Genomic DNA, 16,224 nt, shown 5'->3' on the forward strand with positions numbered 1-16,224 from the left:
CATTGAATTGTACCTTTATATAAATTAAAAAGTAGGGGGGAATTCAGAAAATATTAGTAATTTTGCTACCTCAAATTATGACAAATTTTTCAGGATATCTGCCCTATGCATTTGCATTAATTATTGCAATTCCTTTCTTGGTTTTACTAAGACAGTTTGTATTCACTTACATTAAACTTAAAGAACAGGAAATTAAATTACTTTCGGTAAAATCAAATTCAGAAAACAAGACGCAGGCGTATGAAAGAATGACCTTGTTTTTGGAAAGAATAAAACCTTCAAACTTAGTTCAAAGGTTCAATAAAGATCTGGCGAGTCACGAGTTTATTTTCCTTACCGAAAAGACAATTAATGAAGAATTTGAATATAATTCTTCTCAGCAATTATATGTTACGAAAAATTCATGGCAAAATATTGTTGATTCTAAAAATGCAGTAATAGATTTGCTTCATAAAACATATGACGGATTGAATGGGAATGCTAATCTTGAAGAATTTAAGACCATTTTCATCATGAATTATATGGAAAGTGAAGATTATATTTCAATAACGATTGAAGATTTAAGAAGAGAAATTATAATAATAGCTTAACTAAAAATAAAATTTTAAATAAAATGATTCCAAATTTTAAAGCACATCCATGGCATGGGATTTCTGCGGGAGAAGATGCGCCAAATGTTGTAAATGTTTTCGTGGAGATCGTTCCTTCAGATACTATTAAATATGAAGTAGATAAAGAAACAGGATTTTTAAAGGTTGACAGACCTCAGAAATTCTCAAATATCATTCCTGCATTGTATGGTTTCGTTCCTAGAACATACTGCGATCAGGCGGTAATGGATTTGGCTATTGAAAGAGGTGCAAATGATGTTACAATGGGAGATCATGATCCACTTGATATCTGTGTCTTGAGTTCTCATAATATTCATTCAGGAGGTCTGTTGATGGAAGCTATTCCAATCGGTGGATTCAAAATGATTGACGGAGGAGAAGCTGATGACAAGATCGTTGCTGTAATGATCGGAGATCACGCTTTTGGCCACTACAGAGATATTTCTGAATTGCCTGAAGCTGAAGTGAAAAGATTGATGCACTACTTCCTGACATACAAAAACTTACCGGATGAGCCTGCAAAATGCAGAATTCAAGAAGTGTACGGAGCAGATCACGCAAGAAAAGTAATCAAAGCTTCTCAGGATGATTATGCTAATAAATATGGAGGATAAGATTCTCTTTATTTGATTATAAATTAAAGGATAAATGATTTTTCATTTATCCTTTTTTATTGAAGTCCTGCAAGATACTGCATTAATGTTTTCAACGTGTTGTATTATTTTATTAAAATCCTTGGGAATTATTTATTATATTTAATACTCTATTACCAAAAAAATATTAAACTATGGACTTATTTGTGTTAGTACCAATTTTTGGTGTCATTGCTTTGCTGTATACCTTTATTCAGAGCAATTGGGTAAGTAAGCAGGATGCCGGAAATGACAAAATGAAAGTTATCAGCGGACATATCGCTGACGGTGCAATGGCTTTTCTAAAGGCTGAGTACAAAATTTTAACTTATTTCGTAGTAATTGTAGCTATTCTTTTAGCGGTGATGGGTATGAGCAATGCGAACTCTCACTGGAGTATCGGGATTGCTTTTGCTGTTGGAGCTATATTTTCGGCATCTGCAGGCTTTATCGGAATGAAAATCGCAACAAAAGCCAATGTAAGAACGGCAGAAGCTGCTAGAACGTCACTTTCCAAAGCGCTTAAAGTTTCTTTTACAGGAGGTTCTGTAATGGGAATGGGGGTTGCCGGCTTGGCCGTTTTAGGACTGGGTTCTTTATTTTTAATCATCAAACAGATTTTTGCACCGGATGCTCCCGTAGATTCTCACGAAATGGAAAGAACCATTGAGGTCTTAACCGGATTTTCTTTAGGAGCAGAATCCATTGCTCTTTTTGCAAGAGTAGGAGGCGGAATTTATACTAAAGCTGCAGATGTTGGGGCAGATCTGGTAGGAAAGGTAGAAGCCGGAATTCCGGAAGACGATCCTCGCAATCCGGCAACAATCGCAGATAACGTTGGTGATAATGTAGGAGACGTTGCAGGAATGGGAGCCGATTTATTCGGTTCTTATGTGGCGACAGTTTTAGCAACCATGGTTTTAGGAAGAGAAACGATCTCTGAAGATTCTTTTGGAGGTTTTGCCCCAATTCTTCTCCCAATGCTGATTGCAGGAACCGGAATTATATTTTCTATGATAGGAACTCTATTTGTCAGAATTAATGATAATGAAGATTCCTCTACGTCAAGCGTACAAAACGCATTAAATCTAGGAAACTGGGGAAGTATCGTTATTACCGCCATAGCTTCTTATTTTCTGGTTACTTATATTTTACCGGAGAAAATGGTACTGAGAGGTCAGGAATTTACTAAAATGGGTGTTTTTGGAGCCATTATGGTAGGATTGGTAGTCGGTACATTGATGAGTATCATTACAGAATATTATACTGCAATAGGGAAAAGACCGGTTTCCAGTATTGTAAGACAATCTTCAACAGGTCATGCGACCAATATTATTGGCGGATTAGCGGTTGGAATGGAATCTACTTTACTTCCAATTATTGTTTTAGCTGGTGGAATTTATGGCTCTTATTTATGTGCAGGATTATATGGTGTTGCTATTGCTGCTGCTGGTATGATGGCAACAACCGCAATGCAATTGGCAATCGATGCTTTTGGTCCTATTGCAGATAATGCAGGTGGAATTGCCGAAATGAGTGAATTGCCAAAAGAAGTCCGTGAAAAAACAGATATTTTAGATGCTGTCGGAAATACTACCGCAGCAACGGGAAAAGGGTTTGCTATCGCTTCAGCGGCATTAACGGCTTTAGCCTTATTTGCAGCTTTTGTAGGGATTGCAGGCATCGACGGGATTGATATTTACAGAGCCGATGTTTTGGCTGGATTATTTGTGGGAGGGATGATCCCTTTTATATTTTCTTCATTGGCTATTACTGCGGTTGGACAGGCTGCAATGGCCATGGTAGAAGAAGTTCGCAGGCAATTTCGTGAAATTCCCGGGATTTTGGAAGGAAAAGCACAACCTGAATATGAAAAATGTGTTGCCATTTCTACCGATGCTTCCATCAGGAAAATGATGCTTCCGGGAGCCATTGCTATTATTTCACCATTATTAATTGGATTTATTTTTGGACCTGAAGTTTTGGGTGGGTTTTTAGCAGGAGCTACTGTGTGCGGGGTTCTTATGGGGATGTTCCAGAACAATGCAGGCGGAGCTTGGGATAATGCTAAAAAATCATTTGAAAAAGGAGTCGACATCAATGGACAAACATATTATAAAGGATCTGAACCTCATAAAGCTTCTGTTACAGGAGATACCGTAGGAGATCCGTTCAAAGATACTTCGGGGCCATCGATGAATATTTTGATTAAATTAATGTCTATCGTTTCTTTGGTTATCGCACCGACTTTAGCAACGTTGCATAAAGATAAAATAGAAGCCAACAGGAAAGCAAAAATTGAGGCTTTAACTGGCGTTTCAGGACTTGGTTCTGCAATAGATACTCATAACGGAGCAATTGTATTAAATCCAAAAGAAATTAAAGGCTACGTCAATGAAAACGGTGATTTTGTTTATGATACTGGAAATATTAAAGAAGTTGAACTAAAAGGAGGAAAGAAAATTTCAATAGGAGAAGGAAGTCAATTGTATCAGTTGTATAATTCGGTGAAACAAAAAGATCAGAGAATTTTAGATGCAAATAACTGGTATACCATTGAAAACTTATATTTTGAAACAGGTTCAAGTGATTTAAAAGCAGGTTCAGAAGTTCAGTTATTGAATTTGGTTGAAATTATGACCGCCTATCCGGACCTGAAAATAAAATTAGGAGGCTATACTGACAATTCAGGAAATGATGAAAGTAACCAAAAATTATCCAATTTAAGAGCTCAAACGGCAAAACTTAAATTACTAGAATTAGGAATAGCTGCAGATAGAGTAGAAGCAGAAGGATATGGTTCTCAGCATCCCGTTTGTGCAGCTAACGATACCGATGAGTGCAAGGCGAAAAACCGAAGAATTGATGTAAGGGTTCTTTCTTTTTAATTAAATACCAATTAAAGTATAAAGCACTGTAATTGCAGTGCTTTTTTATGTAGAATCTTGACCCTATTTTTAGAGATTTTTTCTCAAATACTCTAAAGCATCAATAATCAGATCATCTTTTTTTGCAAAACTGAATCTTATATAATCTGAATTTGTTTTAGAATTATAAAATGCAGAAACAGGGAGACAAGATACTTTTTTCTCTACAGTCAGCCATTTGGAGAATTCTACGTCAGTCATTGTTTTGGAAATACTTCTGAAATTAACGACCTGAAAGAAACTTCCCTGTGCTTTTTGCTCAACCTGCAAAGGAGTGTATTGGATAAGTTCATTAAAAATATCTCTTTTATCCTGCATGGCTTTCCTGTTTTCTTCGGGATCAAATACTTCTAAATATTTTGCAACCGCATACTGAGCCGGAGCATTGGTACTGAAAGAAATATACTGTTGGTAGTTTCTGAAATTATTTAATAAATCCTCTGCAGCAAGCAGGTAACTTACCTTCCAGCCGGTTGCATGAAACATTTTTCCGAAAGAAAATATGCAAAAGGTTCTTTTTCTTAGATCCGGATGAAGAAACGAACTATAATGTTCAATATCATCATAACAATATATATCATAGATCTCTTCTGAGATTAAGTAAATTTCCTGATCTTTAATTAATTCATATAATTGATTCCAGTCATTTTGATTCCAGATTTTACCGGTGGGATTTTGGGGAGAATTTACAATAATCGCTTTAGTTTTTTCAGAAATGCAGCTTTGAAGTTTGTCCCAATTAATGGTGAAATCACATTCCAGATCATAATAGACCGGAAAGCCTCCATTTAGAACAATTGAAGGAGCATAGGTATAGTAAGAGGGTTGTATTACAATGACTTCATCTCCTTGATTAAGAATAGATTTTAAAGAAGTATATAAAGCAAACGTTGAACAGGGAACAATATTTACTTCTCCTTTTTTTATGACAATACTATTCTTTCTTTTGGCATTGAATTTAATAATATTATCAATCAGTAAAGCATTCCCTTCGAGGGATTCATAGCTGTGACTGACACAGTCTGCAGATTCTTTCAGATAATATCGTAATCTGCTGTCGACTTCAAAATCAGGCAAACCTAAAGACAGATCGAAACTTCCGTGCTTTCTGGCGAGCTCAGACATTTCTGTAAAAAAAGAAAAATGATTAAATCCGTAAAGTTCTTGCATCTATTTTGCATTTAAATCAAATATAATAAATTTTGGATTTCAGTAAAGAATAAATATATTTTGCTATTTTTAAGAAAATTATTTTAAATGAAAAAGTTAATCATTCCGGTGTTAGCTGCAGTTTTACTTACAAGCTGCGGAGTTTCTAAAGTTTCTACGGAAACGTCCGGCACATCTGTTATTTCCCCTAAAACATATAACAAAGCCTTTCAGACTGCTTATAAGGAGATTAAGGCAGAAGATCTAAAGAAAAACTTATATGTAATTGCTTCCGATGAAATGGAGGGAAGAGATACCGGAAGTCCGGGACAGAAAAGAGCAGGTGAATACATGATTAATTATTATAAAAACTTAGGTATTTCTTACCCAAAAGCATTAGGGTCGTATTATCAGAAGGTTCCGGCTGATTTTATGAAACAGAGAGGGGGCGGAAATCTTCCTGATTCTGAAAATATTTTGGCATTCATAGAAGGAAGTGAAAAACCTGAGGAAATTGTTGTGATTTCAGGGCATTATGATCACGTAGGAACAAGAAACGGAATCGTGTATAACGGTGCGGATGATGATGGAAGCGGAACCGTTGCCGTAATGGAAATTGCAAAGGCTTTCCAGAGTGCTAAAAAGGCAGGGAAAGGACCTAAAAGATCGATCTTATTCCTTCACGTGACAGGAGAGGAGCATGGTTTATTTGGTTCAGAATACTATACAGATAATCCTGTATTTCCTTTGGCCAATACAGTTGTCGATTTAAATATTGATATGATAGGACGTGATGATCCTGAAAACAGGGGGAAACAATACGTATATGTAATCGGTTCAGATATGTTGAGTTCACAATTAAAAGTAATTAATGAAGCCGCTAACAAAACAACAAATAATCTGGAATTAAATTATAAGTATGATGACCCGAATGATCCTCAAAGATTATACTACAGATCTGATCATTATAATTTTGCTAAAAACAATGTTCCGGTAGCATTTTTCTTTGACGGAATTCATGAAGATTACCACAAGCCAACAGATGATGTTGAAAAAATTGATTACAACTTACTGGCAAAAAGAACGCAATTAGTTTTTGCAACAGCCTGGGAACTGGCCAACAGAAAAGACAGAATCGTAGTAGATAAAAAATAATCTGCAATCAAAAAAACTCAAGGACAAATTTGTTGAATCATACAGTTTGTCCTTTTTTATTTTAAAATAATATCATTAAATATGAAACAGGAAATCAAATCAATACGTCCGTTTATAGGATCAGAAAACTTTGAGATCAGCCGGAGTTTTTATAAAGATTTGGGCTTTGAAGAAATTATTTTAGAACCTAAATTATCACTGTTTACATGGGATAATTTGGGATTTTATTTGCAGGATGCCTATGTAAAAGACTGGGTTGATAATACCATGCTTTTTATAGAAGTAGGGAATGTTGATGAGTTTTGGGAAGGTCTCCAACAATTAAACCTTGAGAAATATGAAGGAGTAAAACTGACTCCGCCACGAACGATGACCTGGGGAAAAGAATGTTTCGTTCATGATCCGGCCGGTATTTTATGGCATTTTGGTGAATTCTTCACTCAATAATTTTAAAAAGAGATATGATTTAGATCTAAACTTTGGTAATCCTGATAAATGTCAGGATGTTTTTATTTTTATTGATTCTAAATAAATATAAATTTGTATCAACAAAAAAATTACTAAAACACATATCTAATCATATCCATATCAATTTTTGTTTTTTGAACCGACAGACCATTGTCGGTTTTTTTATTTCTGATAAAGAGATTTTCTGTATTCAATGCCCCACTTAGCAATTTCGTCAATAATAGGCTGTATTGTTCTTCCATATTCTGTCACTTCATATTCTACAGTTACAGGTTTTGTATCCAGTACAGTACGTTTGATCAGATGATTGATCTCCATATCCTGAAGCTCTTTTGAAAGCATTTTAGCGGCAATACCGTCAATTTCTCTCAAAAGATCCATAAAACGCATATTCCCTCCCTGCAATAGAGTTCCTAAAATGTGGAATTTCCATTTACCTGACAGAATTTCCATAGCATCTTTAATAGCATTCATTCTGTTCTTACAGACTAATGATGTATTTAAATTGGCGACCTTTTTCATTCCTTAGTTTGTTTAAATTCGAAGATGTAAATGTATGAAAATAATCAGGTAGTTTCCTAGAGGAAACTAGTTTCCAAAAGGAAATTTATTGTGAAAATGTAATGATTAAATACTAGATTTGCAGCTAATAGTAAATATGTATAAAATATTATCATGATTAACAAAATGATAAACTACAAAATACTAACATTCTTGTTCCTTACCGTAACGCTAAGCAGTTGCAACGGACAGAACGATAAAAGTAAAAAAATGGAAAACAAAACTACTAACCCATTATTATGTGACCCTGCTACAGGGGTCTGTGAAACACCAGGAGAAAAATTGGACAATGGGTATGTCAAAACAAATGAAAAACCAGTGAAAGTTATTTATTTTACCGATCCCATCTGCTCTTCTTGCTGGGGAATTGAACCTCAATTGAGAAAGTTAAAATTAGAATACGGAAACAGCGTAGAAATAGAATACAGAATGGGAGGTCTTCTTCCGGACTGGAGCTACAACAGTGGAGGAATCAGCAAACCCGCAGATGTTGCCCATCATTGGGATGAAGTAAGCGGATATTATGATATGCCCATCGACGGAGATGTATGGTTAAAAGATCCTTTGGATTCTTCTTACCCACCTTCAATTGCGTTTAAAGCAGCTCAGCTTCAGGATAAATCTAAAGCATTGGATTTTATGAGAGAGCTTCGTGAAATGGTATTTTTAAAGAAAAAAAATATCGCTAAATGGGAACATATTGCTGCTGCTGCTGAAAAAGTAGGATTAGATACGAATAAATTAAAAGCAGATTTTGAAGGAAAAGCAAAAGACCTTTTCCAGGAAGATCTGAAATTGGCAAGAGAAATGGGTGTTCGTGGTTTCCCTACGATGTTCTTTACGAACGGAGATGGAAACAGAGAAACAGTATATGGTTCAAAACCATACGCTTTTTATGAAACCGCTATCTTAAAAATAAACTCAGATACAAAAAAATCTGAATATTCTAAAAACTGGGAAAGTCTTTTTTCAAAATATCATTCCCTTACAGCAAAAGAATTTTCAGAATTATCAGGAACACCAAGAGTTGAAAGCGAAAAACTTTTAAATGACCTTGCAACTAAAGGAACTCTTGAAAAATTTACGACAAAGAACGGTTCAATCTGGACTTTAAAATCGTAATTAACTACAATCATATTTAGCAAGTTTTACCGAAGGTTCTTATGGATCTTCGGTATTTTTATAATTACATTCCCGGCCAATACAAGACATTGAATGCATGTCCGTCCGGATCGGTAAAACCAAATGTATATCCTTCTTCTATTATATATGGTGCTGCAGAGATTGTGCCGCCAGCTTTTTCCACTACTTTTACCCATTCATCAACTTCTTCCTTACTTTGGGCAGAAAGGCTGAAAATGATTTCATTTCCGGTTTTTAAATCAGAAAATTTCATTTTTGTATTATTCTCAAGAATATCTTTTAGAAAAAAATTGATGATAAAGTTATTTTCTCCAAAGGAAAAGCTTATCAACTGATCAGACTTTACAGAATTATCTGCTGTAAAGCCCAATTCTTCATAAAACTTTGTGGTTCTTTCAAGATTAGAAATAGGCAGGTTGGCCCAGATTTGTTTTGTTTTCATAAGATTTTGATTTAGTGTAATGCTGTGATTTTAGAATGAAAATTTCAGACCAATTTCATTTTGGCTACATCAATATCCGTTTTGGCAACTTTAATCTTTGGATAAGTTCAGAATTTTGTCATGTAATTTTAAAACAAGAAAAAATGAAAACAATTTTCATAACAGGTGCCTCAACAGGACTAGGAAAAACAACAGCAAAATTATTTCAAAGCAGAGGATGGAACGTCATCGCAACAATGAGAAATCCGGAAGCTGAAACAGAACTGAATCAATTGGAAAACGTGACCCTTCTTCCATTAGATGTTACGAATTTAGAACAAATTCAGACAACAGTAAAAAAAGCGTTGGAGTCCAATGATATTGATTTGGTGTTCAATAATGCGGGATATGGTTTAATCGGACCTTTGGAAGCTTTAAATGATGATCAGATCCTGAAACAATTAGATACTAATTTATTAGGTGTGATTCGTGTTACAAAAGAATTTATCCCTTATTTCAGAGAAAGAAAAAGCGGAATGTTCATTACAACAACATCCATTGGAGGTTTAATTGCTTTTCCATTAGGTTCAACCTATCATGCGACAAAATGGGCACTTGAAGGATGGAGCGAAAGTTTGGCGTATGAATTAAACACATTCGGAGTGGATGTAAAAACAGTTTCTCCGGGGGGAATCAAGACCGATTTCATCAGCCGTTCTTTAGACATGGGAACGAAACCTGAATATCAAGACATGATAGATACGATGTTTTCTAATACAGAAACCATGATGGAAGGTGCTTCTGAGCCTGAACTGATTGCTGAAGTAGTGTATGAAGCTGCTACAGACGGTAAAAAGCAGTTGAGATATGTTGCAGGAGAAGATGCTAAAGCATTATATGCACAACGACTGAATATGGGAGCAGAAGCATTCAGGGAACAATTCGGTAAACAGTTTATTTAATTCCATCGCTTGAATGTCTCAGATTAACGAATGAGACATTCAGGCTTTAATACACATTTCACTTCTTTTTAATACCTTTAATTATGGAAAAGAAAGATTATTCTCCTTTAAAGATTTCATCGATCTCAGAACTTCATCAGATACTGAACGTTCCGAAACCGCTTCATCCACTAATAAGCCTGGTAGATAATACAAAGATGAGCGTCGATAAATGTTATCTTGACCGAAGTTTCACACTAGGTTTTTATAAGATTTCTTATAAGTTTTCAAAAAACGGAAAGATGGGGTACGGACAAGGATATTATGATTTTAATGAAGGCGGAATGATGTTTACCGCTCCAAATCAGGTACTGACAACAGACGAAAATGCCGAATATTTTGGATATACTGTATTTATTCATCCTGATTTTTTAAGGAATTATCCTTTAGCAAAGAACATCAAAAAGTATGGCTTCTTCTCTTATGATACGAATGAAGCATTGCATTTATCCGAAAAAGAAAAGACTTTAATTGTCGGAATATTGAATAATATTAATGAAGAACTGAATACGGCTATTGACGATATAAGCCAGGATGTTATTATTTCTTATCTGGAAGTTCTATTGAATTACAGCAATCGTTTTTATAAAAGACAGTTCATTACCCGAAAAGTAGTGAGTCATGACCTTCTTTCCAGAATGGAAGATTTTTTAGAAGGCTATTTTGATTCTCAGAAAACTCTTACACAAGGACTGCCTACGGTAGATTTTTTAGCTTCCGAATTACATCTGTCATCACATTATCTAAGTGATATGCTTCGTAATCTGACCGGTAAAAATGCTCAGCAACACATTCATGAAAAACTTATAGAAAAAGCAAAAGATTACCTTACTACGACCAATTTTTCTATATCTGAAGTGGCTTATCAACTAGGATTTGAACATTCTCAGTCTTTCAATAAGTTATTTAAGAAGAAAACAGATATGACTCCTTTGAGTTATAAGCAGTCATTCAACTAGTTATAAAAGAATCCGTTCTTTAGGAACGGATTCAGTAGATAAAAACATCTCATTTTTTTAATTAGACAACAATAAAAAAGCACAGCCGACAATGCTGTGCTTAAATTTTTATAAATTTAATTGCAATTTCAAAACTGAAAAAAGCAAAAATTGATTTCATTTCAGATTTATTACATAGTAAATGTAGTAATAATTTTAATGCAAAACATTAATTTAATGTTAAAGTTAACAAGTTACTAACAATTTACTGTGGATAAAGTGTGCTGGTAGAATTGCCTAGAATAATCCCTTCCACAAAGATTTTCATAAAATAGTACTCAGTAATTTATCTATTCCATTGTGAATCAATTAAATTTTTATACATTTGAGAAATTTCACACATATGAGACAAATTTTTATTTTAGTTTCTTTTATCTTTTCATCATATTTACTAAATGCTCAAATCTCATTTCCCTACAACAGAGCATGGGGAACGTACGTAGGGGGTACCGGAAATTTACTATCTGATGAATACAAAGTGGGAACAAATATATTTCATGATTCTCAAAATAATATCTATACCAACTCACAGACCACTATACAGAGTGGGTATCAGAGCAGCTATTATAATCAGTTTGTGTTAGGAGGAAATAATTGTGATATCTCTTATAATATAAATCTGTATCATGCGGTATTCGGAAATTCGGGAGCGATGACTTATGCAGGTTATAAAGGTTCTGATACGGCAACAAACAGTAATTTTGAAATTCTAAGAGGCGTTGATCCGCAGAATAATAAATATGTATTGAAAGGATATAATAGTATTGTAAATAACCTTTCTACTCCAGGGGTTTGGCTAACTCAAAATCAGAATGTACCTTCAAATAAAACATTTACTCTTTCAAAATATTCTCCTTCCGGAACTTTATTATGGACAACCTACCTTCCTAAAACAAATTCATCAAGAGCAATGATGCTCAGATTTGATCAGGATAACAATGTATATCTGGAGGGATCTACAGATGAAAACATTCCGGATCTTACTACTTCAGGGGTGTTTATTGAAAATTTCATCAATTATCAGGTTACTACAGTTGTAGGAACAAATAGCTATCTGGTAAAGCTTAACAGTTCAGGACAGAAAGTATGGGCAACTTATTCTCCTCCTATTTTTGATTACGAATACTATGAAGGGTATATTTACACTGCTTCGCAATATGCTCCTTCAATGCCGGGAAGTTATACCGATTCAGGTACTTTTCAGTCTACAGGAAATGCTAAAAACTTGATTACTAAAATCAATAGTACAACAGGACAAAAAGAATGGGGTACATTTTACGGAACTCCTACCTCTTCAAATACTTACACCGGAGTAGGAATTTATGGTATCGAAGTAAGTTCTACAGGAATCTATGTGTCCGGCGAAAATTCAGATACAAATTATCCAACTTATTTCGCAACAAACGGAGCTTTTAAACCGCAAATGACGGGTTCCGGAGATCTTTTCTTAAGTAAATTTGATTTTACAGGAAACAGGGTCTGGAGTACTTATTTCGGAACCAATGGCTATGATATTAATTTAGGATTCAATAACTTGTCTGTTTACGAGAACAAAATTATTGTCACCGGTAATCAATATGGAGCTTCAGATAATATCTCTACTCAAAATGCTTTTTTAACTACGATTCCTAATGCATCGCCAAACTGGACGAATATGTACTTTGCTGAGTTTGACGATACAGGTGCGAGAATGTGGTGTTCATATTATGGCGGACCGGGAACCAGTTTCTGGGGAGAATATATTATCCCTCAATTTTTAAATGATGGTTCTTTTATTATTTATGGTACAACAGGAGCTGCGACAGGGATAGGAACTTCCAACGGAGCTTTCCCAACCATGATCAATCCATCCGTTCAGCAGCCTTTTGGTTATATTGCAAAATTTGTTTCAAAAGAAGCGCTCTCGACATCTGAAGCTACAGAGTCTGCAGATCTTGTACTTTATGATAATCCCAACAATGGAAATTATTATTTAAAAGGAAATATCCTTGAAGAAAAGCAAACTTTCATTAAGCTTTTAGATATGTCCGGAAGATTAATCGCAGAACAAAAATTGGAAAAAAATAAAATTAATTTCATTCAAATGAAAGGAAGGCTTTCAACAGGAAATTATATACTTCAGGTTCTTTCTGATAAAGCAGAGCAGATTAAAGTTTTTAAAATGACTGTAAAATAATGTAAAGATCTATAAAACAATAAAAAAGGAAGCAAATTTTGCTTCCTTTTTTAGATATGTATTAAACTATATTCTATAATTTCTCTGCTACATACTTCGCGGTATGTGATTTTTTATTCTTTGCCAAATCTTCAGGGGTTCCTGTAAAAACTACTTCACCGCCATATTTTCCGGCTTCCGGACCAATATCAATAATGTAATCGGCACTTTTGATAATATCCGGCTGATGTTCAATCACAATTACAGAATGTCCTAAATCAATCAACGCCTGTAAGGATTTCAGTAATTTTTTAATATCATGAAAATGAAGACCGGTAGAAGGTTCATCAAAAATAAACAGGGTTTTATCTGTGGTAACTCCTTTTACTAGGAATGAAGCTAACTTTACACGCTGTGCTTCACCTCCGGAAAGGGTAGAAGAACTCTGCCCCAGTTGTAAATATCCTAAACCAACATCCTGTAAAGGTCTTAGCTTGGTAACGATTTTATCTTCATGATTATCTTTGAAAAATTCTAAAGCTTCATCAACGGTCATATGAAGAATGTCTGAAATATTCTTCTCATCGTATTTTACCTCAAGGATTTCGTTCTTAAAACGGGTTCCTTTACAAACTTCACATTCCAGCTCGATATCTGCCATGAACTGCATTGAAACATTGATGACTCCTTCACCTTTACATTCATCGCATCTTCCGCCATCTACATTGAAAGAAAAATGCTTAGGTTTATAGCCCATCATTTTTGCTACCTTTTGTTTAGCAAACAAATCTCTGATGTCGTCGTATGCTTTCAGATAGGTTACAGGATTAGATCTTGAAGATTTCCCAATAGGGTTCTGGTCAATCAGCTCAATATGCTTGATAAGTTTCTTTGGAAACTCCACTGAATCATAATCCCCTTTTTTACCGCCCATTCCTAATTGGATCTGGATGTCGTTGGTAAGAATTTCTTTCATTAAAGTAGATTTTCCACTTCCTGACACTCCTGAAATAACCACAAGATTTTCTAACGGAACATCTACATCAATATTTTTAAGATTATTTTGACGGGCTCCTTTTATATGGATCCATTCTTTGGCTTTTCTGCGCTTTGCAGGTACTTCAATCTCCAGCCTTCCTGTCAAATATTTTGACGTTAAAGTATCTGCGTCTTTCAGTTCTTTATAATCACCGGCAAAAACAAGTTCACCACCTAAATAACCAGCTTCCGGACCAATATCAATGATGTAATCTGCTGCTCTCATCACGTCCTCATCGTGTTCTACAACGATCACAGTATTTCCGAGATCACGAAGATTCAGTAGTACTTCGATCAGATTCTCTGTATCCCTGGAGTGAAGACCGATTGAAGGTTCATCCAGAATATAAATTGATCCTACCAAAGAACTTCCTAAGCTTGTAGCAAGGTTAATTCTCTGGCTTTCCCCTCCTGAAAGCGTATTGGACGTTCTGTTTAATGTTAAATATCCTAACCCCACTTTTAATAAGAATTCAAGTCGGGTCGTGATTTCATATAATAATCTTTTGGCAACTTCCTGATCGTGATCAGATAGCTTTAGGTCTTTTATTAACGGGAAAAGCTCATCTAAAGGAAGTTCGATCATCGACTGGATATTGTGTCCGTCAATTTTCACCCAGCTTGTTTCTTCACGTAATCTTAATCCTTCACAAGTCGGGCAAAGTGTTTTCCCACGGTATCTGGAAAGCATCACACGATACTGGATTTTATATAAATTTTCTTCCAGCATCTGGAAGAAGTTATTTACTGATGGAAATGTTTTGCTTCCGTCACCTTTCCAAAGGTAGGTTTTCTGTTCTTTGGTTAACTGGTGATAAGGCTTATGAATAGGGAAGTCTTTTGCTTTTTTAATGAAGTCTTTTTTCCATTCGCTCATTGTTTCCCCTTTCCAGGAAGCAACGGCATCTTCAAAAATAGACAATGTTTTATTCGGGATCACCAAATCTTCATCAATTCCGATTACTTTTCCGTAGCCTTCACAAGTAGGACACGCTCCGTAAGGATTATTAAAGCTGAAAAAATGAACGTTCGGTTCCAGGAATTCTATTCCGTCAAGTTCGAATTTATTTGAAAATTCTTTAATTTTTCCGGTTTCAATATTCTTCAAAGCGCAATAACCACGGCCTTCATAGAAAGCCATCTGGATAGAATCTGCCAATCTTTGAAGGAAGTTTTCATCTTCTTCATAAGAGAAACGATCGATGACCAGATTGATTTCCATTCCTTTTTCAGGCGTAAAACCAAAGCTTTCCAAATCTTCAATTCCGGCTACATTTCCATTGATTTCCAATCTTGTGAATCCAGCCAATTTTAAAACATTTAAGTTTTCTCCAAAATTCGCTATATCGTATTCATAAGGAGCCGTCAATAAAAAGGCAGTATCTTTTTTAGAAGATTTAATAAAATCTACCACATCAGAAACCGAATCTTTTTTGACTTCTTCACCTGAAACCGGAGAAAATGTTTTCCCGATTCTTGCGAAAAGAAGTTTCATATAATCGTAAATCTCCGTTGAAGTTCCTACTGTTGATCGCGGATTTGAAGAAATTACCTTCTGCTGAATGGCAATGGAAGGAGCTAATCCTTTAATATCATCAACTTTCGGCTTTTCTAATTTGCCCAAAAACTGACGTGCATAAGAGCTTAAACTCTCAACATAGCGTCTTTGTCCTTCCGCATAAATGGTATCAAAAGCCAGTGAAGATTTTCCACTTCCGGAAACTCCTGTGATGACAATTAGTTTATTTTTAGGGATGAGTACATCTATGTGTTTCAGATTATTAAGATGTGCATTCTTAACAAAAATCTGTTTTTTAATATCTATATCTGTAGTTGAAGCCATAGTAAAATTAAGACTAACAAAATTACGAATTTTTACGGGAATATTGGCATCACAAAATTCTTAATTAAACAGATATCTTTTACTTATAACCTTACCCTTTTCATAGCTTAAATAGTTTAATT

Annotated in this window: 13 protein-coding genes; 9 read left to right on the forward strand and 4 right to left on the reverse strand. The window is 35.0% G+C overall.

The genetic code is table 11. From position 1 onward, the window contains the following. The first annotated feature begins 77 nt into the window (after positions 1-77). The 3 genes from JI747_RS03585 to JI747_RS03595 all read left to right on the forward strand — a co-directional run bounded on the left by JI747_RS03585 (position 78) and on the right by JI747_RS03595 (position 4,131). Positions 78-590: a DUF7935 family protein gene (locus tag JI747_RS03585; RefSeq protein ID WP_225686332.1), complete on the forward strand. Its 513-nt coding sequence runs from the start codon at positions 78-80 to the stop codon at positions 588-590. Between the two features lie 23 nt (positions 591-613). Further along, entirely contained in the window at positions 614-1,225 is a 612-nt protein-coding gene (locus JI747_RS03590; RefSeq protein WP_225686333.1) for an inorganic pyrophosphatase, read from the forward strand. Positions 1,226-1,398: 173 nt separating this feature from the next. Continuing rightward, on the forward strand, positions 1,399-4,131 hold the full coding sequence (locus JI747_RS03595) for a sodium-translocating pyrophosphatase (RefSeq protein WP_225686335.1): 2,733 nt from the start codon (positions 1,399-1,401) through the stop codon (positions 4,129-4,131). A gap of 69 nt (positions 4,132-4,200) precedes the next feature. Here JI747_RS03595 and JI747_RS03600 read toward each other — a convergent pair whose 3' ends face one another. Then, positions 4,201-5,340, reverse strand: a complete 1,140-nt coding sequence (locus JI747_RS03600; RefSeq protein ID WP_225686337.1) for an aminotransferase class I/II-fold pyridoxal phosphate-dependent enzyme — start codon at positions 5,338-5,340, stop codon at positions 4,201-4,203. A gap of 87 nt (positions 5,341-5,427) precedes the next feature. On the opposite strand from JI747_RS03600, the gene JI747_RS03605 reads away from it, so the two are divergent. Together JI747_RS03605 and JI747_RS03610 are read left to right on the forward strand one after the other, a co-directional pair. Continuing rightward, positions 5,428-6,474 (forward strand): M28 family metallopeptidase, encoded by a 1,047-nt coding sequence (locus tag JI747_RS03605; RefSeq protein WP_225686338.1) that lies wholly within the window; start codon positions 5,428-5,430, stop codon positions 6,472-6,474. An 81-nt stretch (positions 6,475-6,555) separates the two neighbouring features. Then, a complete protein-coding gene (locus JI747_RS03610) occupies positions 6,556-6,921 on the forward strand; it encodes a VOC family protein (RefSeq protein WP_225686339.1) in 366 nt (121 codons plus the stop codon). 183 nt (positions 6,922-7,104) lie between these two features. Here JI747_RS03610 and JI747_RS03615 read toward each other — a convergent pair whose 3' ends face one another. Next, entirely contained in the window at positions 7,105-7,464 is a 360-nt protein-coding gene (locus tag JI747_RS03615) for a winged helix-turn-helix transcriptional regulator (protein WP_225686340.1), read from the reverse strand. Between the two features lie 249 nt (positions 7,465-7,713). On the opposite strand from JI747_RS03615, the gene JI747_RS03620 reads away from it, so the two are divergent. Beyond that, positions 7,714-8,625, forward strand: a complete 912-nt coding sequence (locus tag JI747_RS03620; RefSeq protein ID WP_225686341.1) for a ClpXP adapter SpxH family protein — start codon at positions 7,714-7,716, stop codon at positions 8,623-8,625. 64 nt (positions 8,626-8,689) lie between these two features. Here the strand turns inward: JI747_RS03620 and JI747_RS03625 are convergent, their stop codons facing one another. Continuing rightward, a complete protein-coding gene (locus tag JI747_RS03625) occupies positions 8,690-9,088 on the reverse strand; it encodes a VOC family protein (protein ID WP_225686342.1) in 399 nt (132 codons plus the stop codon). Positions 9,089-9,231: 143 nt separating this feature from the next. Here JI747_RS03625 and JI747_RS03630 point away from each other — a divergent pair, with 143 nt between their 5' ends. The 3 genes from JI747_RS03630 to JI747_RS03640 all read left to right on the forward strand — a co-directional run bounded on the left by JI747_RS03630 (position 9,232) and on the right by JI747_RS03640 (position 13,242). Continuing rightward, positions 9,232-10,029, forward strand: coding sequence for an SDR family oxidoreductase (locus JI747_RS03630; protein WP_225686343.1), 798 nt, complete (start codon positions 9,232-9,234; stop codon positions 10,027-10,029). 83 nt (positions 10,030-10,112) lie between these two features. Then, positions 10,113-11,027 (forward strand): helix-turn-helix domain-containing protein, encoded by a 915-nt coding sequence (locus tag JI747_RS03635; protein WP_225686344.1) that lies wholly within the window; start codon positions 10,113-10,115, stop codon positions 11,025-11,027. A gap of 382 nt (positions 11,028-11,409) precedes the next feature. After that, a complete protein-coding gene (locus JI747_RS03640; protein ID WP_225686345.1) occupies positions 11,410-13,242 on the forward strand; it encodes a T9SS type A sorting domain-containing protein in 1,833 nt (610 codons plus the stop codon). Positions 13,243-13,315: 73 nt separating this feature from the next. Here the strand turns inward: JI747_RS03640 and uvrA are convergent, their stop codons facing one another. Beyond that, on the reverse strand, positions 13,316-16,102 hold the full coding sequence (gene uvrA, locus JI747_RS03645) for an excinuclease ABC subunit UvrA (protein ID WP_225686347.1): 2,787 nt from the start codon (positions 16,100-16,102) through the stop codon (positions 13,316-13,318). Positions 16,103-16,224 lie beyond the last annotated feature (122 nt).

The sequence above is a fragment of the Chryseobacterium tagetis genome (assembly GCF_016735585.2).
Lineage (GTDB): Bacteria > Bacteroidota > Bacteroidia > Flavobacteriales > Weeksellaceae > Chryseobacterium > Chryseobacterium tagetis.

Excerpts from the sequence above, each read along its gene's own strand:
- JI747_RS03585 (WP_225686332.1), top strand. The coding sequence starts at position 78 with ATGACAAATTTTTCAGGATATCTGCCCTATGCATTTGCATTAATTATT.
- JI747_RS03590 (WP_225686333.1), top strand. The coding sequence starts at position 614 with ATGATTCCAAATTTTAAAGCACATCCATGGCATGGGATTTCTGCGGGA.
- JI747_RS03595 (WP_225686335.1), top strand. The coding sequence starts at position 1,399 with ATGGACTTATTTGTGTTAGTACCAATTTTTGGTGTCATTGCTTTGCTG.
- JI747_RS03600 (WP_225686337.1), bottom strand. The coding sequence starts at position 5,340 with ATGCAAGAACTTTACGGATTTAATCATTTTTCTTTTTTTACAGAAATG.
- JI747_RS03605 (WP_225686338.1), top strand. The coding sequence starts at position 5,428 with ATGAAAAAGTTAATCATTCCGGTGTTAGCTGCAGTTTTACTTACAAGC.
- JI747_RS03610 (WP_225686339.1), top strand. The coding sequence starts at position 6,556 with ATGAAACAGGAAATCAAATCAATACGTCCGTTTATAGGATCAGAAAAC.
- JI747_RS03615 (WP_225686340.1), bottom strand. The coding sequence starts at position 7,464 with ATGAAAAAGGTCGCCAATTTAAATACATCATTAGTCTGTAAGAACAGA.
- JI747_RS03620 (WP_225686341.1), top strand. The coding sequence starts at position 7,714 with ATGGAAAACAAAACTACTAACCCATTATTATGTGACCCTGCTACAGGG.
- JI747_RS03625 (WP_225686342.1), bottom strand. The coding sequence starts at position 9,088 with ATGAAAACAAAACAAATCTGGGCCAACCTGCCTATTTCTAATCTTGAA.
- JI747_RS03630 (WP_225686343.1), top strand. The coding sequence starts at position 9,232 with ATGAAAACAATTTTCATAACAGGTGCCTCAACAGGACTAGGAAAAACA.
- JI747_RS03635 (WP_225686344.1), top strand. The coding sequence starts at position 10,113 with ATGGAAAAGAAAGATTATTCTCCTTTAAAGATTTCATCGATCTCAGAA.
- JI747_RS03640 (WP_225686345.1), top strand. The coding sequence starts at position 11,410 with ATGAGACAAATTTTTATTTTAGTTTCTTTTATCTTTTCATCATATTTA.
- uvrA (WP_225686347.1), bottom strand. The coding sequence starts at position 16,102 with ATGGCTTCAACTACAGATATAGATATTAAAAAACAGATTTTTGTTAAG.